The sequence below is a fragment of the Streptomyces turgidiscabies Car8 genome, assembly GCF_000331005.1.
In the GTDB taxonomy this organism is placed as follows: Bacteria; Actinomycetota; Actinomycetes; order Streptomycetales; family Streptomycetaceae; genus Streptomyces; species Streptomyces turgidiscabies.
Window position 1 is genome coordinate 698,469 of record NZ_AEJB01000361.1, and the last position, 19,005, is coordinate 717,473.

General features: G+C 68.3%; 21 protein-coding genes and 1 pseudogene. 13 read left to right on the top strand and 9 right to left on the bottom strand.

All coding sequences use genetic code 11. The annotated features are described in order from the left end of the window. Positions 1–432: 432 nt before the first annotated feature. The 4 genes and pseudogenes from STRTUCAR8_RS27160 to STRTUCAR8_RS27170 all read left to right on the top strand — a co-directional run bounded on the left by STRTUCAR8_RS27160 (position 433) and on the right by STRTUCAR8_RS27170 (position 2,991). Positions 433–789, top strand: coding sequence for a MerR family transcriptional regulator (locus STRTUCAR8_RS27160; protein WP_006378952.1), 357 nt, complete (start codon positions 433–435; stop codon positions 787–789). A 367-nt stretch (positions 790–1,156) separates the two neighbouring features. After that, positions 1,157–2,557 carry a hypothetical protein gene (locus STRTUCAR8_RS27165; RefSeq protein WP_006379006.1) on the top strand — a complete coding sequence of 467 codons (1,401 nt, stop codon included), beginning with the start codon at positions 1,157–1,159 and terminating at the stop codon, positions 2,555–2,557. Further along, a pseudogene (locus STRTUCAR8_RS50265) lies at positions 2,551–2,691 on the top strand (UDP pyrophosphate phosphatase); the annotation flags it as partial. The gene STRTUCAR8_RS27165 and the pseudogene STRTUCAR8_RS50265, both read left to right, overlap by 7 nt. Before the next feature lie 120 nt (positions 2,692–2,811). Then, positions 2,812–2,991: a hypothetical protein gene (locus STRTUCAR8_RS27170; protein WP_044472873.1), complete on the top strand. Its 180-nt coding sequence runs from the start codon at positions 2,812–2,814 to the stop codon at positions 2,989–2,991. Positions 2,992–3,087: 96 nt separating this feature from the next. Here STRTUCAR8_RS27170 and STRTUCAR8_RS27175 read toward each other — a convergent pair whose 3' ends face one another. After that, positions 3,088–3,831, bottom strand: a complete 744-nt coding sequence (locus STRTUCAR8_RS27175) for an SDR family NAD(P)-dependent oxidoreductase (RefSeq protein WP_006379175.1) — start codon at positions 3,829–3,831, stop codon at positions 3,088–3,090. Between the two features lie 295 nt (positions 3,832–4,126). Between STRTUCAR8_RS27175 and STRTUCAR8_RS27180 the strand changes: the two genes are divergently transcribed. Then, positions 4,127–4,729, top strand: a complete 603-nt coding sequence (locus tag STRTUCAR8_RS27180) for a DUF4328 domain-containing protein (RefSeq protein WP_006378947.1) — start codon at positions 4,127–4,129, stop codon at positions 4,727–4,729. 137 nt (positions 4,730–4,866) lie between these two features. Here STRTUCAR8_RS27180 and STRTUCAR8_RS54545 read toward each other — a convergent pair whose 3' ends face one another. After that, positions 4,867–5,274 carry a hypothetical protein gene (locus tag STRTUCAR8_RS54545; protein ID WP_234372672.1) on the bottom strand — a complete coding sequence of 136 codons (408 nt, stop codon included), beginning with the start codon at positions 5,272–5,274 and terminating at the stop codon, positions 4,867–4,869. On the opposite strand from STRTUCAR8_RS54545, the gene STRTUCAR8_RS27185 reads away from it, so the two are divergent. Beyond that, the gene (locus tag STRTUCAR8_RS27185) at positions 5,257–6,996 is read left to right on the top strand and encodes a restriction endonuclease (protein WP_234372673.1); all 1,740 of its coding nucleotides are present in this window, start codon (positions 5,257–5,259) and stop codon (positions 6,994–6,996) included. The two genes, STRTUCAR8_RS54545 and STRTUCAR8_RS27185, sit on opposite strands and share 18 nt — an antisense overlap. 116 nt (positions 6,997–7,112) lie before the next feature. Beyond that, positions 7,113–7,523, top strand: a complete 411-nt coding sequence (locus STRTUCAR8_RS27190; RefSeq protein ID WP_006379258.1) for an Imm32 family immunity protein — start codon at positions 7,113–7,115, stop codon at positions 7,521–7,523. 116 nt (positions 7,524–7,639) lie between these two features. On the opposite strand, the gene STRTUCAR8_RS27195 is transcribed toward STRTUCAR8_RS27190, so the two are convergent. After that, positions 7,640–8,044, bottom strand: a complete 405-nt coding sequence (locus tag STRTUCAR8_RS27195) for a hypothetical protein (protein WP_006378762.1) — start codon at positions 8,042–8,044, stop codon at positions 7,640–7,642. Between the two features lie 42 nt (positions 8,045–8,086). Between STRTUCAR8_RS27195 and STRTUCAR8_RS27200 the strand changes: the two genes are divergently transcribed. Continuing rightward, a complete protein-coding gene (locus STRTUCAR8_RS27200) occupies positions 8,087–8,290 on the top strand; it encodes a hypothetical protein (protein WP_006379291.1) in 204 nt (67 codons plus the stop codon). A 214-nt stretch (positions 8,291–8,504) separates the two neighbouring features. On the opposite strand, the gene STRTUCAR8_RS27205 is transcribed toward STRTUCAR8_RS27200, so the two are convergent. Then, positions 8,505–9,494 carry an LLM class flavin-dependent oxidoreductase gene (locus STRTUCAR8_RS27205; protein WP_044472968.1) on the bottom strand — a complete coding sequence of 330 codons (990 nt, stop codon included), beginning with the start codon at positions 9,492–9,494 and terminating at the stop codon, positions 8,505–8,507. A gap of 86 nt (positions 9,495–9,580) precedes the next feature. Between STRTUCAR8_RS27205 and STRTUCAR8_RS27210 the strand changes: the two genes are divergently transcribed. Then, positions 9,581–10,360, top strand: a complete 780-nt coding sequence (locus STRTUCAR8_RS27210; protein WP_006379074.1) for a helix-turn-helix domain-containing protein — start codon at positions 9,581–9,583, stop codon at positions 10,358–10,360. Between the two features lie 47 nt (positions 10,361–10,407). Here the strand turns inward: STRTUCAR8_RS27210 and STRTUCAR8_RS27215 are convergent, their stop codons facing one another. Then, entirely contained in the window at positions 10,408–11,040 is a 633-nt protein-coding gene (locus STRTUCAR8_RS27215; protein ID WP_006378942.1) for a DUF4291 domain-containing protein, read from the bottom strand. Between the two features lie 90 nt (positions 11,041–11,130). Here STRTUCAR8_RS27215 and STRTUCAR8_RS27220 point away from each other — a divergent pair, with 90 nt between their 5' ends. Further along, positions 11,131–11,667, top strand: coding sequence for a nuclear transport factor 2 family protein (locus tag STRTUCAR8_RS27220; RefSeq protein WP_044472876.1), 537 nt, complete (start codon positions 11,131–11,133; stop codon positions 11,665–11,667). 177 nt (positions 11,668–11,844) lie between these two features. Then, the gene (gene lnt, locus STRTUCAR8_RS27225) at positions 11,845–13,419 is read left to right on the top strand and encodes an apolipoprotein N-acyltransferase (RefSeq protein ID WP_006378668.1); all 1,575 of its coding nucleotides are present in this window, start codon (positions 11,845–11,847) and stop codon (positions 13,417–13,419) included. Here lnt and STRTUCAR8_RS27230 read toward each other — a convergent pair. After that, the gene (locus STRTUCAR8_RS27230) at positions 13,337–14,248 is read right to left on the bottom strand and encodes a Gfo/Idh/MocA family protein (protein ID WP_044472877.1); all 912 of its coding nucleotides are present in this window, start codon (positions 14,246–14,248) and stop codon (positions 13,337–13,339) included. The two genes, lnt and STRTUCAR8_RS27230, sit on opposite strands and share 83 nt — an antisense overlap. 128 nt (positions 14,249–14,376) lie before the next feature. On the opposite strand from STRTUCAR8_RS27230, the gene STRTUCAR8_RS27235 reads away from it, so the two are divergent. After that, positions 14,377–14,895, top strand: a complete 519-nt coding sequence (locus tag STRTUCAR8_RS27235; protein WP_044472969.1) for a DinB family protein — start codon at positions 14,377–14,379, stop codon at positions 14,893–14,895. 192 nt (positions 14,896–15,087) lie between these two features. Continuing rightward, a complete protein-coding gene (locus tag STRTUCAR8_RS27240; RefSeq protein WP_006378954.1) occupies positions 15,088–15,546 on the top strand; it encodes a hypothetical protein in 459 nt (152 codons plus the stop codon). Positions 15,547–15,655: 109 nt separating this feature from the next. Here STRTUCAR8_RS27240 and STRTUCAR8_RS27245 read toward each other — a convergent pair whose 3' ends face one another. The 3 genes from STRTUCAR8_RS27245 to STRTUCAR8_RS27255 all read right to left on the bottom strand — a co-directional run bounded on the left by STRTUCAR8_RS27245 (position 15,656) and on the right by STRTUCAR8_RS27255 (position 18,714). Beyond that, entirely contained in the window at positions 15,656–16,210 is a 555-nt protein-coding gene (locus STRTUCAR8_RS27245; protein WP_006378979.1) for a tetratricopeptide repeat protein, read from the bottom strand. 122 nt (positions 16,211–16,332) lie between these two features. After that, entirely contained in the window at positions 16,333–17,016 is a 684-nt protein-coding gene (gene ung / locus STRTUCAR8_RS27250; protein ID WP_006379296.1) for a uracil-DNA glycosylase, read from the bottom strand. Positions 17,017–17,133: 117 nt separating this feature from the next. After that, the gene (locus STRTUCAR8_RS27255; RefSeq protein WP_006378660.1) at positions 17,134–18,714 is read right to left on the bottom strand and encodes an ABC transporter substrate-binding protein; all 1,581 of its coding nucleotides are present in this window, start codon (positions 18,712–18,714) and stop codon (positions 17,134–17,136) included. Positions 18,715–19,005: the final 291 nt, after the last annotated feature.

Genomic DNA, 19,005 nt, shown 5'->3' on the forward strand with positions numbered 1-19,005 from the left:
ACCCCAAAGGTCACTCCACGGCGCCGTGCCCACCAGCATGCGACCGAGGCTCACATGCATGGCGAGCTACAGAGATTCGGGAGCCGAGGGATTCAACAGGACGCCAATAGCGATCGACTGAGCGAGTGAGTAGCGACTCACCCCGAAGGTTAGAAGATCTGATTGACGAGTCGATAAGTCAGTCGTTAGGCTTTCAGAGTGAGCCTTGATAGGCGAACCGGAGCACCACCCATGAGGACTTGACACACACCGGGAACCGACTCGACATCATCGCTGCAGCACAGCGTCGGCAGTGCCGCAGCTTAGGGTGCGCTCCGCGCTGACACGTGAGGACCAGCCGTCTAAAAGTTCGTACGAGTTCCTGCGCTCGCTTCATGCCCGGGTGCCTCCCAGCTGACGCAGCACCCCAACAGCCCAAACGGAAGAGGTGCCATGACTAGCCCCGAAACGAACCGCACCGGCGCCGAGCGCAAGGCCATGATCGATGCGGCCATGCGGGCCCTTGAGCAGGGCGAGGTGACGCTCGACCCAGGGGAGGCGGCCCGCGTCATCGGCTGCGGCGAGAGGTGGCTACGAGACGGGGCCAACCAGCGCGGCTTCCCTCACCACCGCTTCGGCAAATTTCTGCGGTTCAGCCTCCAGGACTGCCGCGAAATCCGGGAGATTCATCACAAGATGACCCGGCCGTCGGCACTGGCCAAGGCCCGCCGCCGCAAGGCCACTCCACGTAAGTCCACTGGCAGCGGCCCGGCTACGCCGTCCACCGTCCGGTTCAAGCCCGCCGCGTGAGGCGATCCGTAAGGGTATGCCGCGACCTGCAGCCTCACCCCCACTTACTTCTCCCAGACGAAGGAGCGCATAGGTCGGCTCGCTCCGCCGGACCCGCCCTGACGTGAGAAAACTCCCGGACCAGGGCGGGTTTTCCCATGCCCGGCAACCTGTGCGCCACCCCCACGCGGCTTGTGTGACCCATCAAGTGGTGGTGTGTCCGTTGCGGACGGTGCGAGTCGCGGGGGTATCCAGGCCGTTCCACGCCAGGCGCCGTGCCGCGTCCAAGGGGTGCATGCCTGATCCTCGCAGTCCCACACCCCGCGACACTTCTGCCTCATTCAGCTGTCCGAGCTCTGCCCCTACCGCCCAGAAAGAAAGACACCTGATGCCCTACATCGAGTGGCGCGGCAACTTCTGCCGCGTCCGCTGGAACACCGGCAAGAAGAACGACAAAGGCCGGTGGATCTTCGACAGCAAGGGCGGCTTCGACACCGAAGAAGAAGCCCTCGAGTACGGCTTGGACCGTGAGTCGGACATCCGCAACGACCGGTACATCAGCCGTCGCGACGGCGCGGTCCTCATGACCGAATACGTCAAGACGTGGCAGCAGACTCTCGATGTCGGCCACCTCCGTAAGAGGAACATCGAGTCCATCGTCCGGCTCTACATCGAGCCGCGCTGGGGCGAGATGGCCGTTGCCGACATCAAGCCATCTCTGTGCCGGGCTTGGGAGATCTGGCTGAAGGAGCAGGACCACATCGGCTACCGCTACCGCGGCGAGATCCTGCTCATTTTCAGCATGATGATGGACGACGCCGTCGATGACGGTCTCCGGCAGACGTCGCCCGTACAGAAGAAGAAGCGGCGGCGCGGCAAGTACAAGAAGAAGCCGCGCGAGCGGAAGCGCAACCTGCGCATCGAGGACGTCCACCAACTCGCCTGCAACGCCCTCTCGTTCTGGGGGTTCCCTGGCTACGTGTACGTGTGGACGTTTGCCATGACCGGCATGCGGCCCGCTGAGTTGTACGGGCTGCGCCCCGAGTACTGCCACCCCAACTGGCCTGCCTCCGACCCGTTGGACGATCCCGACGAGGAGGACCGCGAGGACCGGCACGCCGAAGACCTGGAACGGTACGGCCCCGACCTCATGCCGGCCATCCGCGTGCAGTGGCAGCATCAGCGCCTTGAAGGAACAGGAAAGCCCGGCCTGTACGTACCGAAGTACGAGAGCCGGCGCACACTCGTCGTGCCGCCGTTCCTGGCCGAGCTGCTGGAGATGCTGCTCGCAGGCCGGGAGCCCGAGTGGGTTTTTACCTCAATCAATGACGGCCCGCTCATCAACGCGAACTTCCCCTACCACTACTGGAGGAAGTTCGCTGACGGGCGCGACGCCAGGGAGGAATTCGAGCGGGTACGGCTCGGGCAGAAGCAGACCGTCGACTCGCGGCGTCCCCTGCCGGAGTTGCCGGCCGTGGAGCGCTGGAAGAACAAGCGGCAGTACCTGATGCGTCACGGACACAAGGAGTGGATCGATGAGGACGGCCACAGCCGCGTCGCCACTGAATCCCGGATGGGCCACGAGCTGGCGGGTGTCGAGGGGTTGTACTCCAACGTGACACCGGCAATGGAGAAGGCCATCATGGAGACGCTGCAGGCGCGGTGGGAGAACTTCGTGCTCACACTCCCCGAGGGGTGGGAGCCGCCCCCGTCTCCCAGTCCTCTCCCAGTTGATCTTTCGGGCTGGATGGCGTTGCAGGTCAAGACCGCCAAGGCTAAGTGGTCATAGGTTTGTTCATGAAGTTCATCTCGACCAAGTCGTTCATGCCGTTCGTCTACTACCGCGTAGCCCTCGGCATCGTGATCATCGCGCTGGTCGCGACGGGCGCCCTGAGCCCGCACGCGGCCGAGTCGTCGAACTGACACCCCGACGAGCTGCGCCCGACGACCGCGGCGGACGATCTTCCGACCGTGACCAACCGCATACCCGACGAGTAGCCAGTTGGTAGCGCAGTGTCAGTCCTTGCCCCTACGCTGGTGCGCATGTCCCCCGATTCCCTGGCCCCTGGTTCCGTGCGGTCTGCCGCTGTGCTGAACGAACAGATCCGTGCGCTCTGGCTCCGCGCGGGCGGAACCCTCTCGGCCCAAGAGCGCGAGGAGTACGAGCTGTTGGTGGTCAAGTGGGCCGCGGCGATACGTGGCGAGATCATCGAGGCAGCCTGACCGCGAGGTCCCCGCAAGCGAGCAGGGCGCTCACCGGCGCCCCGCACGGCGGATCTCCTACGTCCCCTCCCCCACCCCTCCTTCTGCCACGCAGCGTCACCGCCCGCCCGACACCCGCAGCACCGCGCCCGTCGTGTAGGAGGCCTCCGGGGACATCAACCAGGCGATGGCAGCCGCGACTTCCCCGGCCAGCCCCGGCCGACGGAGCGGAATCGCCGGGGCCGCCCGTTCCGCCCGGCCCGGGTCGCCCATCGTCGCGTGCATCTCGGTGTCGATGATGCCCGGGGCCACCGCGTTGACGCGGATGCCGTCCGGGCCGAGTTCCTTAGCCAGGCCCACGGTGAGCGCGTCGATCGCCGCCTTGGTCGCCGCGTAGTGCACGTAGTCGCCGGGGCCGCCGAGCGTGGCCGCCGCTGAGGACACGTTCACGATGACGCCGGTTCCGCGCGCCGTCATGGAACGCGCGGCCCGGCGCGAACACAGCAGCGTCCCCAGCAGGTTGACCTCCACGACGCGCCGCAGATCGCCGGGGTCGGTGTCGGCGAGTCTGCCCAGCGGCCCGGTCACGCCGGCGTTGTTCACCAGCCCCGTGACCGGCCCGAGCCGCTCCTCCACCGTGTCGAACAGCCGGTCCACCTCCGCCTCGACCGAGGTGTCCACCTGAACGGTCACACACCGGCCCCCGGCCTCCCGCACCCCCGCCGCGACCGACTCGGCGGCCCGGCCGTCCCGCACGTATCCCACCGCGACGTCATGACCGTCCGCCGCGAGCCGCAGACAAACCGCGGCACCGATCCCCCGACTGCCCCCGGTGACCACCGTGACCGACGACCCGCTCATGGACGTACCTCCGTACGCATCGTTCCGCACCCGACCTTCGACGTCGCCCAGGGTCGCAGGTGCGCGGGCACGTCCGCGGCGGGCGGATACGGCACCTCCACCGGCAACAACCCGGCCGCACGGACCAGTCACCTCTCCGCACGCGCCCGTGAACGTCGGCGGCCGACGGCGGCACGTCCACGGGTGAGGGACACCCTTGCGGAAGTCGGTGTACCGCCGATTTCCACATGACCCTATGATCACTCCGCCCCAGCGTCCGCCGCGGCCACGCACGCCTCCGAGACAGGCCTAGCCGATGACGAGTGTCACCGGCAGAACTCCCTGGGTCCTTGCCCGTTCCGCGCAGGCGGCGACAGGGGTGGCCGCCCTGGCGGACGTGTTCCGCGCGGTTGCGGTCCGGGATCTCCACCTGCACGACACGGGCGCGACCGACCACAAGGCGGCCTTCGCATCCATGGTCTTCCTCTATGCGATGACTCTCGCGATCGTGCTGTTCCTCGTGTGGCTCGCCCGGTCCCGGCGCAACGCCCAGCAGTTGTCCCCCCTGGCCTCGGTCCCGAGCCCTGGCTGGACCATAGGTGCGTGGTTCATACCGGTGGTCAACCTCTTCGTCCCGCGCCGGCTCGTCCTCGACATCGGGCGCGCAAGCTCCGGATCATGGGAGCAGAGGCGCGGCACCACACTGGTGAACCTGTGGTGGGCCGCCTGGGTTTCCCACACGTTGATGCTCGTGGTGGCGGCCCAGGTGGCCCCGGGGTCGATCGCCCTCGTCGTGGCGGCGGAGGCGCTCATGATCGCGGCGGCCGTGCTGCTGGGCCTCGTCATCGAGCGCGTCACGGCGATACAGAGCTCCGCGCCGCGCGCCACCATGCCTGCGGCACCGCTCGCACAGGCCTGAACCAGGGCTGTGCGGGCCCTGCTCACCGGCACGAACCTGGTTACCCTCCAGTCACGTTGACCTGCCGCGATGACCTGAACAGGCTCCCTTTGACGAGTGGATATGCGAGACGGTGATTGCTGGGTAGAGTCGTCTGGTTACAACTGGTTGCGGGGACAACCAAAGCACCTTTCGGCTGCCCCCGTCCTGGGGAGGGCCTGCAGCACATGAGTCGTCGCTCTACTGGTTCCGTCGGCGTCTGGGCCGAGATGCAGCGGCAGCAACAGCGGCAGCTGGAAGCCGAAGCCCGCCGTCGGAGACAGCACGAACAGGAAACGCGGGCCTACCAGCGGCGAGCCGCTCAGGGTCACCGCGAATACCGACAGGCAGAGGCTCTGCGCCGCACCGGGGAACTGGACGCGCAGGTCGCGTCGTTGCAGGGTCTGCTCGCCTCGGGTTGCCGGGCTCCGGCCTTCAGGGCTGTCTCTCTCATGCGAGCCGAGGATGTTCAGCCCTTCGCTCCAGGGTCGTTGGCGCAGCCCGTACCCATGCCGGATTTCAGTCACTACCAGACGCAGAGCGGCTGGACCGCGAGTCGCAGGGCCCAGGCGCAGGCCGAAGCACGAGCGCGCTTCGACCGTGACTGGCAGGCCGCCCAGGCCGCGGAGGCTCAGCGGCAGCGACAACTGGCGTCGTATCAGCGGGAGTACCAGCAGTCGGTCGACGTCCAACTCGCCGATGTGCGGCGGCACAACGCCGGCATCGGCGCGATAAGCGACGGTGTGAGGCGCCAGGATCCCGATTCCGTGATCGAGTACTTCTCCGCCGCCCTCTACGCCTCGTCGGCGTGGCCGGAAGGCTTCCCACGTCAGGTGGCAGCCGCCTACGACCCGGCCGCACGGCAACTGGTGCTCGACTGGGAGTTGCCTGCGTACAGCATCGTGCCTGAGACCAAGGCCGTTCGCTACATGTCCAGCGTCGACCAGGACAAGGAGACCCCTCGCCCAGTTGGTCAGCGCCGTGCTCTGTACAGCGAGGTTCTGGCCCAGTGCATGCTGCTCGTTCTGCACGAGTTGTTCGGCGCGGATGAGCTGGGTGCGCTCGAGTCAGTGGCATTGAACGGGTTCGTCGACGGACACGACCCCACGACGGGCCGACCCGGCCAGATCTTCCTCGCGACGGTCATGGCCTCGCGCTCCTCGTTCCGCGATCTTCACCTGGCGCAGGTCGACGCGATCAGCTGCCTGGCTGACGCACTCCGCGGACAGCTCTCGGCTCGACCGGACCAACTCGTGGCAGTTCGGCCGAGCAGGCGGCCGCAGGATGTCGGGAACCGAGTTGTCGCCCACGGCAGCGACGAGGACCCGGATCTGTTCACCATGGACCCGATCGTCTTCGAGGATCTCGTCGCCGGTCTCTTCCGGGCCATGGGAATGCAGGCGGTGACCACCCAGCGTTCCAACGACGGCGGTGTGGACGTCGACGCACTGGATCCGACGCCCATCCGCGGCGGCAAAATCGTCGTGCAGGTGAAGCGTTATCGCAACACGGTCCCGCCCACCGCTGTACGCGACCTGTACGGAACAGTGCAGGACGCCGGTGCCAACAAGGGTGTTCTCGTGACGACTTCGGGGTTCGGCCCCGGATCACACACCTTCGCCAACGGCAAGCCGCTGGAACTCGTCTCGGGCCCCGAACTCGTGGACCTGCTCCACCGTCATGGACTGCGTGGGCGGCTCGGTGAGGGCGGCCGGCAGGTCCCGGCCCAGCCGACGCCCTCGGTGCCGGCTCCTCGACTCCCGGACGACTACAACGTGCTGGGCATGTCGTGGACCGGAAACGTCGCCCTGGACGTGTGTGCTCTCGTCTGCCGTGGCAACCGCGTTCTCAGTGACGAGCACTTCGTCTTCTTCAACAACACTCAGACGCCTGACGGCTCGGTGCGTGCTCTCCCGGCCGCCGCACCCGACAAGGCCGCGATCTGCGTCTCCTTCGACGGATTGCCCGAGGAGGCCGACCGGTTCGTGCTCGTCGCGGCCATCGACCCGGAGGTCAACCCGGACGCCGACCTCTCCGGTTTCACGGACGCCTGCATCCGCCTGCTCGACCCGGGGCTGAACGAGCTGGGTCAGCTTGAGGTCTCCGACGGCCGGCCACGCGAAACCGCCCTGGTACTCGGTTCCTTCCGCCGAAGGTCCACCGGAGACTGGGACTTCGTCCTGGGCGGCAAGGGCTACACGGGCGGCCTGGAGGAGCTGGTGCAGGATTTCGGCATCGAGGTGGAGTAGATCGGTTTACGGTTCCGCTGCTGCGCGGGTCGGGTCGTCGTTGCGGGCCTCGGCACATGTCGGACCGTCTTGGCCGGCAGACACCTCAGGAGCCCGATTTCGAAGGAGCGACGCCCATGAGACTGGTCCCCGACCCCGGATCCGGCGAAGTGGACGTCTCCGCGTCGGCAGAGGAACTGATGCGGCTGGCGAACGCCGTAGCGCTCGGCGAGGGAGTGGTCAGTGCCACGTCTTCACCAGGCAGCGACACTCTGACCGGGATCAGGATCAACAGGACTTCCGGCCCCGGTGCCTTCATCCACCAGGATGCCGAGCGCCGGATCCTGGTGATCAGCGGTGACTCGGCAAGCAGGGAAGCACTCGCGGAGAACCTGCAGAGCATGGCTACTGCCGAGGACGGCGGCCACCTCCACATCGATTACTTCCCCGGGCACGACTACCTCGCCGAAGGATCAGTTCCCTTGGTGGTCAACAGCCCGCACGGGGGCATGCCGACCGGGCGAGTGGTCGGTCGGCCGCTGGGCTGAGCGATCATGCGCAGCCGAGCGAGAAAGCGTCCCGCACCAGACACCCCTCTGACAGCACCCAGCCCTGCCTATCGGCGATCTTTGGCGTGGTCCATCGGCCGTATGGTGCGCTTGTGTCACAGGCCTGCCAGGGTGAGAAGCTGGTGCATGTGTCGGAGTGGCAGATTGGGATTGGCAGCTGCTGCGGCAGCGACCGACTCCGATGAGTCGGCCAGCAGCTCCGTGAGGTCGTGGGTCGGAAGCCGGGAATGGGTCACGATCGCGCGGCGCACGCTTTCATCGGGATCGGCGGCCAGGCGACGGACGAGTTCCATCGGCAGGTTGGGGTCGCGCGGGGCCAGCTGCCGCATCCTCGGGTCGGGATCGGTGGCCAAGCGCCGAAGGACGGCCACCGGGAGGGGGAAGTCATCGGCCGGACGCCACCGATTCCCTTTCTCCGGGCGGTAGCCGCGATCGATGAGTTCGGCGGTGGCAGGGTCGATCCGGTCACGGGCATGCAGAGCCATCGTCGACGACGGCATCAGTTCGTATCTCGACCATGGCCGGAGGAAGTTTTGTCCACCGTGGGCCTACCGCCCACCGACCCGCACAGCGCTTCAGAACGCATCGATTGGGCCACCCGCGACTTGGTCTGCGCCTACGAACCACTGACCGTCAACAGTGTCCTGGGACCGACGACACACTGGCCGCACGTCTTCGCCGTGATGAAGGCCCTGGCCGGCCGCTTCGGTGACGACGGCGTCCGCCTGGTCGTAGCGTTCGGCTGAGGACGTCAATCAAGCTCCGGACCCCTACTCCTGCTCAGTGGGCGCCCCCAACACACGCTCCGCAGCGCGGTGTTCAGGGTGGAGTGAACGCGGCTTGATGATCCATGACAAGGCGAGCTCACAGACCTTTTTCGAGGTGCGGGACAGTGACCACCGTGCAGGCCGGGCTGGCCGCGGCTGCCCTCCTGGCTACCGGACTGTCGATGGGGAGTAGTCAGCCTTTGTCCGCCCAGGAGCCTTCTGAGGCGGGGACGCGATCCGCTGCCGCCTGTACGGCGGGGATCAGGTCCGCGATCCGTTCGAGCTGGTCGCGCTGGGAGTCCAGGTCCAGGGCGCCGAGGCGCGCGACAACGTGGCGAGCGCCGGCGGCGACGTACTGTCCAAGGCTCTCGAGCACTTGGTCGGCGGAGCCGGTGACCACCGCCTGTATCTTCTCCAGCTCCTCAAGTGGCATGCCGTACACAGCCCGCGCGTAGTGATCCAGTGCCCGACGGCCGCTGTCGATGTCGTCGTCGATCCGTACCGACACGAATAGTGCGGGGGTGATGTCCCCGGCCGCACGTCCGGCCGCGGTCGCCGCTGCGCGGACATCGCGGAGGCCTGACGTGTAGTCCGCGGGGTCGGGGGGATAGGGCAGCCACCCGTCGTACATCCGACCCGTGCGGGCCAATGCTGCGGGGGTCGCGCCGGCGAGCCAGACAGGCGGGCCGCCGGCTCGGGACGGGCTGATCGTGGGCGAGATGTCATCGAAATAAAGGATCTCGCCGTGGAAGGAGTCGGCGCCGTCCCACAGGGCCCGCCACAGCGCGACGGTTTCGTCCAGGCGGGCGAAGCGTCTTTCCCACGGCACCTCGGACAGCGTGTAGAGGGGCCGTCCGAAGCGACCGGGGAAGCCGGCTCCGACAGTCACGGCGAGCCGGCCACCGGACAGCAGGTCGATCGACGCCAGTGATTGCGCGGCCTGAATCGGACGGCGCAGGAACGGCATCAGCGCGGCCGTCCCCAGCGTCACGGTCTCGGTCGCCGGGGCGAGCGCCGCCAGCATCGTGAGGGCTTCGATGCGCGGGCTGATCAGGGAGTCGTTGACGAAGAGGGAGGAGAAGCCCAGGCGTTCGGCCTGGCGTCCGAGGGCGACCAGCTCGCGAGGGTCGTCGGCCGCGCCCCACTGGGCGGTTCCGGTCGGAAGCAGTACACCGATGTTCATGCCGCCGATGTTCGCGGCCGGTTCGGGCGGCGACAATTCCCTGCGGGGAATGGCGTGGTACCCGCCCTGGCCGTTAGAACAGGCCCGTGGACTTCCCTCGTGCGCTTCGCGAACGTCGTACCCGCAGTCAGTTCAGCCAGCTCGACCTGGCGCTGCGGGCGGGCACCACTCAGCGACATCTCAGCTTCATCGAATCCGGCAGGTCCGTCCCCGGCCGGAACATGGTCGTGCGCCTGGCCGAGTCGCTGGAGCTTCCGCTTCGGGAGCGCAACGAACTGCTGCTGGCCGCCGGGTACGCGCCGGCCTACCCAGAGAGTTCACTGGACGACCCGGTGCTGGCTCCCGTACGTACCGCGATCCATCACATTCTGCGCGGGCATCTGCCGTACCCCGCGCTGGTCGTGGACCGAGCCGGTGACCTGATCGCCGCGAACACCGCATTCGACCTCATCACCGAGGGTGCGGCCGCTGAACTCGTAGGCCCGGGCACGAACGTCTACCGCCTTGCGCTGCATCCCGACGGCATGGCTCCCCGTATCCGCAACCTCGCCGAATGGGCGCGCCACATCCTGGCACGCCTCGGCCACTTGGACGAGTTGCGCGCCGAACTCACCCGGTACGTACCCGAGTTGGAGCCGTCTGCCGGGCAACTCGGTTTCGCGGTTCCGCTCCGTCTGCGGTCCTCCTACGGGGAACTGCACCTGATGACGACTGTGACGACCTTCGCCACCGCCGTTGACGTCACACTTGCCGAGTTGAAGCTGGAGGCCTTCCTGCCCGCCGACGCGGCGACGGCCGAGGCTCTCCTGACAGCCGCCGGGCCAATGACCTTCACCGGTGCGGTTCAGGTCCCCGGGAACACGTAGTCGGTCTTGATCCGGCCGTCGTCGTCGCGTCCACGCCTCCAGGTGACCTACCGCAGCAGATGCGCCAGCGCGTCCGCCGCCATCGGATACGGCCGCTCCCGCGGCAACAGTGCGCTCGCCTCGTCCAGTTCACCGGCGCGTACGTGGGCGTGGATCTCGTGGGCCAGCGGTGTCACGTCCTCGATGCCAACGATCCACTCGTCGGCGTACCGGACGGTCGCCTCGCCCGCGAGCCCCAACTGGAGGGACCGGTGGGGCAGGGCGTTGAGGTACAGGTCGCGTTCCGGATCCCACTGGACGCGCGCGGGCGTCCGCTTCAACTGCCGCTTCCAGTCGGACCGGTCGCCGTGCGCCTCGGGCACATAGTGCGACAGACACGCGTGCCGCAGCGCCCACTCGAAGCCCTCCGAGCTGATCTCGACGGCCAGCACGGTCTCCTGCCCCTCCTTCAGGCCCCACCCGCAGCGGTACATCATCCACAGAAAGCTCGGCTTGATCCATGTCATCCGGTCCCGCTTCCACTCCCCCGGAAAGCGGCCCTCCCTGGCCGCCGGGAGTCCGATCTCCGGGCGGTAGGCCTGATAGACCGTCACCGTGGACGCCGTGTACCGGGCGCGTACGCGGAACTTGGGTTCCTGGGGATGCGGGAGGCCGGAAAGGCCGATTGTCTGATCGTTCACGCGATCAGCTTCGGGGCTGGACGAGCCCATCGGCCACCGAATATCCGCGCCTCCCTTGGCTGCGCACGCCCCGTGCCCAACACTGAGCCGATGACGCAGCGTGTGGAGCTCGCGACCGTGATGGACCGGCTCTCCCTCGACGGACTCGTCACCGCGTACGCGGTGGCCGTGGACGACGGCGACTGGGAGACGTACGTGGAACTGTTCGCGCCGGACGGACGGGCGGACTACCGTTCGGCCGGCGGCATCGAGGGGGACGCCCGGCAGGTCGCCGGGTGGCTCAGGCAGAGCATGGAACTGTTTCCGATGCGGCAGCATCTGATCGTCAACCGCCGGGTCGGCTTCGGCATCCTGGAGCAGGACACCGGCGACACGGCCCGCGTCCAGGCTGACTACGTCAATCCCATGCGACTCGCGGACCGGGACGGTGGAGGCGGAGCTGGAGCCACCGCTCCCGACTTCGTGTGCGGTGGCCGTTACGCCTTCGAGGTGATCCGTACGGTGGACGGCTGGCGGTTGCGCGAAGTGGTCGTGCAGGAGAAGTGGCGCCGCATGCCGACGCCGTACAAGGAACCGGTCACCGAGCCGGCCACCGAACCCGTGGTCACCAGATCGGCCGGCGACTGACCGCTCCCCCCGGCGCCCGGACCAGCCGCCGTACGCCGTATGAGGAATCCGCCGCTCCTGGCCGGAGTCCTGCTGGTCCGAGATCGTCCGCACCGCGCACACTGGAGACACGTAAGGGGTGACCGACTGGGTAGTTGACCCGGTGATCCTTTGGAACCGACCGGTAGGAGGCGCCGTATGAAACTGCCCGGCCACTGGCTCGCCTCCCCGTGGCGGCGTTCCGTCGTCGCCGCGCTTGCCGGTGCCCTGCCGATGTTCGCCTTCCCGGCGCCGGCCCTGTGGTGGTTCGCGTACGTCGCGCTCGTGCCGTGGATCCTGCTCGTCCGGTCCGCGCCGACCGCTGGACGCGCGGCGTACGACGGCTGGTTCGGCGGCCTCGGGTTCATGGTGGCGGTGCATCACTGGCTGCTGCCGAGCCTGCATGTGTTCATCTTCGTCCTCGCGGCACTGCTGGGCTCGCTGTGGGCACCCTGGGGTCTGCTCGTACGCCGGTTCCTGGCGGCCGGCGCGTCGGCCGGGCGGATCGCCGCCGGGCTCGTCGTGCTGCCGTCGGCGTGGCTCATGGTCGAGCTGGTCCGCTCGTGGCAGGGGCTGGGCGGGCCCTGGGGCATGATCGGATCCAGCCAGTGGCAGGTGGCGCCCGCACTGCGGCTGGCCTCGGTCGGCGGGGTGTGGCTGCTCAGCTTCCTGGTGGTGACCGTGAACGTGGCGGTCGCCGTGCTGATCGCGGTGCGCGCGTCCCGGGTTCCGGCCGTGGCCGGGCTCCTCGCCACCGCAGCCGTGACCTCGGCGGCCTGGGTGTGGTCACCGCGTCCGGAGGCGGACGGCCGGGTGCGGATCGCCGTCGTGCAACCGGGCATCGTCGACGGGGCGGACAGCGCCGGAAAACGGTTCGCGCTGGAGGAGTCGCTCACTCGCCGGCTGGCCGGCCAGGACGTCGATCTGGTCGTCTGGGGCGAGAGCAGCGTCGGCTACGACCTCGCCGACCGTCCCGACCTGGCGAAACGGCTCGCGTCGCTCTCGCGTACGACCGGGACCGACATCCTCGTCAACGTGGACGCCAGACGTTCCGACCGGCCCGGCATCTACAAGAGTTCGGTGCTCGTCGGTCCGGACGGCCCCACCGGTGACCGGTACGACAAGATGCGGCTCGTGCCCTTCGGCGAGTACGTTCCAGCGCGTTCGCTGCTGGGCTGGGCCACCTCCGTCGGCAAGGCTGCGGGCGAGGACCGCAAACGCGGCACCGAGCAGGTGGTGATGAACGTCGGGCACGGGCTGCGTATCGGACCGATGGTCTGCTTCGAGTCCGCGTTCCCGGACATGAGCCGCCATCTCGCCCAGGACGGCGCCGAGTTGCTCGTCGCACAGTCCTCGACCTCGTCGTTCCAGCACAGCTGGGCCCCCGAGCAGCACGCGTCGATCGCGGCCCTGCGCGCCGCCGAGACCGGCCGGCCCATGGTCCACGCCACGCTGACCGGTGTCTCCGCCGTCTACGGCCCGAGCGGCGAGCGCGTCGGCTCCTGGCTCGGCACGGACGCGAGTACCTCGGCGGTGTACGACGTACCGCTGGCCCGGGGTGTCACGCCGTACGTCCGCTTCGGTGACTGGCCGGTGCACGCGGCCGTCCTCGTCATCGTCGTCCTGGGTACCGTCGAGGGCCTGGGCCTGTTCAGGCGGCGCCGATCCGCTCCCCCACCGCTCGTACCACCCGTTCGCACAGCTCGTGAGTCGCCAGTGCGTCCCGGGCGCTGAGCACCTTGCCCGTGCGCACGGCGTCGAGGAAGGCGAGCACCGCCTGTTCGATTCCGCGCTGCCGCGCCACCGGCACCCAGTCGCCGCGCCGCCGTACGGTCGGCTGTCCCTTGTGGTCGATCACCTCGGCGAGGTTGATCACCTGACGCTTGGTGTCCTGCCCGGACACTTCGAGGATCTCCTCGGCCGAGCCGCTGAGCCGGTTCATCACGCCGAGCGCGGTGAAGCCGTCCCCGGCGAGCTGGAGCACCACGTGGTGCAGCAGGCCGTCCTCGGTGCGGGCGCGCACGGTCACGTCGTCGATCGGGCCCGGCACCAGGAACCGCAGTGTGTCCACGACATGGATGAAGTCGTCGAGGATCATCGCGCGGGGTTCCTCGGGCAGTCCGATGCGGTTCTTCTGCATCAGGATCAGCTCGCGCGGGTGGTCGGCGCACTGGGTGTACCCGGGTGCGAAGCGCCGGTTGAACCCGACGGCGAGCGAGACACCGCGCTCCTCCGCCAGCCTCACCAGCCGCTCCGACTCGGCGAGTTCGTACGCGAGCGGCTTGTCGACGTACGTCGGTACGCCCGCCTCCAGCAGCCTGGTCACGATCTCCGGATGCACGGCGGTGGGCGCGTGCACGAACGCCGCGTCGAGGCCCTGGGCGATCAGCTCGTCGAGGCCGGCGTGCCGCTGCCCGGCCGGCAGCCGCAGGCCGTCGGCGACCTGGGTGAGTGTCGAGGGTGTCCGTGTGTGCAGATGCAGTTCGACCTCGGGCCGCGCGCCCAGCACCGGCAGATACGCCTTCCGCGCGATGTCACCGAGTCCGATGCAGCCGACCTTCACGGGGTCTCCTTCAGTGGTTGCCTGCCGGGGTCATCCCGGAAGCATACGGCGGCCGGAGGCTTCGCAGGCCGGCCGAGCCCGGCGGAAAACACATGGTGGGGGCGGTCCCGGTGAGCGATCATGCCTGCATGACGACACAGGCCCCGCGCAGTGAGCCCGCCCAGAACGCCGACGAACGCACGATGCTGGAGGGCTGGCTGGACTACCACCGGCAGACCCTGCCGTGGAAGTGCGAGGGCCTGACCGACAGCCAGCTCAGGACCGCCTCGGTCGAACCCTCCGAACTCTCCCTCATGGGCCTGGTGCGACACATGGCGGAGGTCGAGCGCAGCTGGTTCCGCCGGGTCCTGGTGGCAGAGGACGCGGGCCCGATCTACTACAGCGAGGAGGACCGGGACGGCGAGTTCCACCTGACCGAGGCGGACACCTGGGAGGAGGCGTACGGCACCTGGCAGGCCGAGATCGGGATCGCTCGGAGGAATGCTTCCGGCTTCGGTCTCGACGACCTCTCGAAGGGCATGAACAGGCGCGGTGACGAACCGTTCAACCTGCGCTGGATCTACACGCACATGATCGAGGAGTACGCCCGCCACAACGGCCACGCCGATCTGCTCCGCGAACGGGTCGACGGAACGACCGGCGACTGAGGCGAGGCGGCGAAGGGGCACGCACCGGACAGGCCCCCACCCGTCAGCCGGGACCCCCTCGCCCCCTCCGTAAGGGGCCGGAGATCACCCGTGTGGGGCATACTCCGGTCGTCCACGGTTCCGAAACGGGCCGGACACAGCAGAGTTGCGCGGGTGCATCGAACGACGACCACCGCAACGCTCCTGGTAACTGTGGCTGTCACGGCCCTCTCCGGCTGCGTCACGATCCAGCACCCGACCGCTCCCGGCCCGCTCCCGGCGCCGTCCCAGCCGTCGGTGCCCCGTCCGGACGGCCGGGCCGAACCCCAGATCGTGCAGGCCCCTGCGCGGGAGGCGCTGGAGCTCATCGGTCCCGACCGCGAGCCACCTCAGGCCCCGCGGACACCGCGGGCCGTGGGCGAGCCGCACCGCCCGGCCGCAGCGGCGCCCGCGCCCCCACCGGCCGCCGCACCGCCTCCGCCCCGCCGGACCAAGCCGAAGAAGCGCCCGCCGAAGCCGCAGCGCCGCCACACCCAGCCCCGTGTCGAACTCCCCGAGGTGTCCCGCCCGGTGCGCGAGAACACGGACGTGTGCGCCCTTGGCAGGAAGTACGGCGGCTGGGGCAAGGACAGTCCCCAGACGGTCATCTGCAAGGAGGCGTACGGGCGTTGAGCTCGCGGGGGTCGGTCCGGGAGATCAGTCGAGCGGTCCGGGAGGGACTCCTGGACGGGCAGACGCTTCCCGGAGCCGGCCGCCGCCCCTCAGAGATTCCTCAGCCCCCTCAGGGCCGCTGTCTCGGCGGCTCCCAGGAATCCCCTTCCGGCCCGCCGGAGGAGTCTCCCCCGGCGGAGTCCCCCTCCCCCAGCCGCAGCTCCAGCCGACCGATGGCCGCCCTGACGCCGTCGCCGTAGTCGTCGTCGCCCAGGGCGTCGGCCGAGCCCCGGGCGCGGCGGATGTGGGTCCGGGCGGCGTCGGGGCGGTCCAGCTTCACGTAGTCGGCGGCCAGGTTCAGATGCAGCGACGGGTACAGGGCGCGCACCGCGAGGGCCCCCTCGTGCTGGACGACCTCCGCGACCCTTTCGTCCGACAGCTCCTGCGCCGCCGACAACGCCCGGAGATCCCACGCCAGTTCGTCCGAGGGGTCGTCCTGCGTGTCGGCCATGTAGTGCGCCAGTGTGCAGCGGTGCAAGGGGTCGCCGGCCGCGCCGATCTCCGCCCACAGCCCCAGGAGACGCCCCCGGGCCTCCTCGCGGTCACCGCCGTGATGCAACATGACGGCCTGTCCGATCCTGGTCATCATGGCATCCGGTGCCACCTGTTCCTGCCGCTCCGTCACCGCACCCTCCACCCACGTCGGCTGTGCCGTTGTCCTTCCCGACGCTAGCTCCAGGCACTGACAATCACGGTCAGGCGGGCCGGTGCGGCACCGACCCGGCGACACGGCTCACCGCTCCGGGTTCAGCCCAGGTCGGGAATCGTCCAGTCGATCGGCTCGTGACCCTGACCGGCGACCGCCTCGTTGATCTGGGTGAACGGGCGCGAACCGAAGAACTTCTTCGCCGACAGCGGCGACGGGTGTGCCCCCTTCACCACCACGTGCCGCTCCTCGTCGATCAGGGGCAGCTTCTTCTGCGCGTAGTTGCCCCACAGGACGAACACCGCCGGGTCGGGACGGTCGGCCACGGCCCGGATCACCGCGTCCGTGAACCTCTCCCAGCCCTTCCCCTTGTGCGAGTTGGCCTCGCCGGAACGGACCGTGAGCACCGCGTTGAGCAGCAGTACGCCCTGCTCGGCCCACGGCATCAGATAGCCGTTGTCGGGAACGGGCGTGCCCAGCTCCTCCTTCATCTCCTTGTAGATGTTGCGGAGCGAGGGCGGGGTCTTCACGCCGGGGCGGACCGAGAAGCACAGGCCGTGGCCCTGACCCTCGCCGTGGTAGGGGTCCTGACCGAGGATCAGGACCTTCACCTTGTCGTACGGCGTCGCGGCGAGCGCGGCGAACACCTCGTCGCGCGGAGGATAGACAGGACCCTTCGCCCGCTCCTCCTCGACGAACTCGGTCAGCTCCTTGAAGTAGGGCTGCTGCAGCTCGTCACCCAGGACGCCGCGCCAGGACTCGGGCAGCATGGCGATGTCGGTCACGTGAACTTCCTCCGATGTGCGGTGTGTTCCACTCATCGAAGAACCTACCGGCGCCCACTGACAACGGGTCACCGCCCACGGGCGCGGGCACCGGCCGTGCTCCTGCCACGGGCTCCGCTACCAGCTGGTCTTCCAGTAGAGCTGCCACATCACCATCATCGTCGCCGGGTCGATGGACACCTCGGCGCCGCCGATCTCCTCGCTCGCCGCCACATGCTGCTTGCCCTGCCACAGCGGCAGCAGCCGGGCGTCGTCCAGGAAGATCTGCTGGGCCGCCTTGAACTGATCGCCCACGGCCCCGCGGTCGCTCTCACGGCGTGACTCGGGCAGCAGTACGCCGGTGATCTCGGGGGATTTGTAGGGCGTACCGAGCGCGTTCTGCTCACCCACGAAGGGGGCGATGAAGTTGTCGGCGTCGGGGAAGTCGGGGAACCAGCCGCGCCCGAACACCGGGTACTCGCCCTTCTGGTAGCCGTCCACGTAGGTCTTCCAGGGACGGCTCTCGAGCGTGACGGTGAACAGGCCGGAATCCTCCAGCTGTCGCTTCAGTTCCTCGAAGGCCGGCTTGGTCTGGGAGCCGTAGCGGTCGCTCGTGTACCAGAGGGTGAGCGGGACCCGCTCCGTGACGCCGTCCTCCAGGAGGATCTGCCGGGCCTTGGAGGAACTGGGATTGCCGAAGTTGTCGAAGAAGCCCGTGGTGTGGCCGACCAGACCCTTGGGGATCATGGAGTACAGCGGCTCGACGGTGTCCTTGTAGACGTTGTGGGCGAGCGCCGGACGGTCGACGAGCTGGGCGATCGCCTTGCGGACCGAGAGCTTGCTGGACCACGGGTCCTTGGGGTTGAACACCAGGTAACTGATCTCGGTGGTGGCGTTCTCGACGAGTTGGAGTCCCTCCTCCTTCTCGTTGTCCTCGATGTCGACGATGTCGTCGGCGCTGAGACCTCGGTAGACGACGTCGATCGACTTGTCCCGGAGGGCGTCGGCCATCTCGGACGACTTCTGGAAGTAGCGGATGGTGACGGCGTCGTTCTTGGGGGACGCGATGCCCTTGTAGCGGTCGTTCCTGACGAGTACGGCCTTGTCGCCCTCGCCGTAGGACTCCAGGGTGTACGGTCCGGAGCCGTTGACCTTGCCGTCCTGGCGGAGGGACTTCGCGGGGTACTCCTCGGGGTCCACGATCGACATGGCGGGCGTGGAGAGCACGAAGGGGAAGGTCGCGTCGGCCTGGTTCAGATGGAAGACGATCCCGCGGTCACCCTTCACCTCGATCCGGTCGAGGCTGGTCAGCAGACCGGCCGGGCCGCCGTTGACGTTGATCGTCCTGATCCGGTCGATGGAGTACTTGACCGCCTGCGCGTCCAGGTCGTGTCCGTCGGAGAACTTCAGGCCCTCGCGCAGCTCGCAGCTGTACACCGTGCTCGAACTGTCGGTGAACTCGCAGCTCTGGGCGGCGTCCGGCTTGGGCTCGGTCCCGCCGGTGTCGAAGTTGAGCAGCGTCTGGTGCACGTTGCGGAAGAGCTCCCAGGAGTTGTCCCAGGAAGCGGCCGGATCCAGTGTGCTGGGCTCACTGGTCGTCCCCACGACGATCGGCTTCCCCTCGTTGGAGGAGCCGGAGGAGAAGACTCCGCATCCGGCGACCATGGATATGGACGCGGCTGTCGCCAACTGCCGCAGGCCCCGGTTCCGGTTGAACACGTGCACGCTCCTCGATCTGCCATACCAAGCCAACGGTCGGCAGACCATACCGCAGTGCCCCACCGGGTGGTCCAGCTTCTTGGCAGGCCACTTGATCAGCACGTATCGGACGACACCGCCCCCGGACCGCGTGACCTCGGGCGTCGACACCGGAGCTTTTTCTGTCAGGTGACACGCATAAGTTTGCAGCGGTCGACATAAAGGCCTTTCGCCACGCATCTTCCGGTAAATGGCAAAGCGGACGTCAAAACCCACCACCCAGGTACCCACGGGTAACTCCGGGTACGGGTG

Excerpts from the sequence above, each read along its gene's own strand:
- STRTUCAR8_RS27160 (WP_006378952.1), top strand. The coding sequence starts at position 433 with ATGACTAGCCCCGAAACGAACCGCACCGGCGCCGAGCGCAAGGCCATG.
- STRTUCAR8_RS27165 (WP_006379006.1), top strand. The coding sequence starts at position 1,157 with ATGCCCTACATCGAGTGGCGCGGCAACTTCTGCCGCGTCCGCTGGAAC.
- STRTUCAR8_RS27170 (WP_044472873.1), top strand. The coding sequence starts at position 2,812 with ATGTCCCCCGATTCCCTGGCCCCTGGTTCCGTGCGGTCTGCCGCTGTG.
- STRTUCAR8_RS27175 (WP_006379175.1), bottom strand. The coding sequence starts at position 3,831 with ATGAGCGGGTCGTCGGTCACGGTGGTCACCGGGGGCAGTCGGGGGATC.
- STRTUCAR8_RS27180 (WP_006378947.1), top strand. The coding sequence starts at position 4,127 with ATGACGAGTGTCACCGGCAGAACTCCCTGGGTCCTTGCCCGTTCCGCG.
- STRTUCAR8_RS27185 (WP_234372673.1), top strand. The coding sequence starts at position 5,257 with ATGCCGGATTTCAGTCACTACCAGACGCAGAGCGGCTGGACCGCGAGT.
- STRTUCAR8_RS27190 (WP_006379258.1), top strand. The coding sequence starts at position 7,113 with ATGAGACTGGTCCCCGACCCCGGATCCGGCGAAGTGGACGTCTCCGCG.
- STRTUCAR8_RS27195 (WP_006378762.1), bottom strand. The coding sequence starts at position 8,044 with ATGCCGTCGTCGACGATGGCTCTGCATGCCCGTGACCGGATCGACCCT.
- STRTUCAR8_RS27205 (WP_044472968.1), bottom strand. The coding sequence starts at position 9,494 with ATGAACATCGGTGTACTGCTTCCGACCGGAACCGCCCAGTGGGGCGCG.
- STRTUCAR8_RS27220 (WP_044472876.1), top strand. The coding sequence starts at position 11,131 with ATGACGCAGCGTGTGGAGCTCGCGACCGTGATGGACCGGCTCTCCCTC.
- lnt (WP_006378668.1), top strand. The coding sequence starts at position 11,845 with ATGAAACTGCCCGGCCACTGGCTCGCCTCCCCGTGGCGGCGTTCCGTC.
- STRTUCAR8_RS27235 (WP_044472969.1), top strand. The coding sequence starts at position 14,377 with ATGACGACACAGGCCCCGCGCAGTGAGCCCGCCCAGAACGCCGACGAA.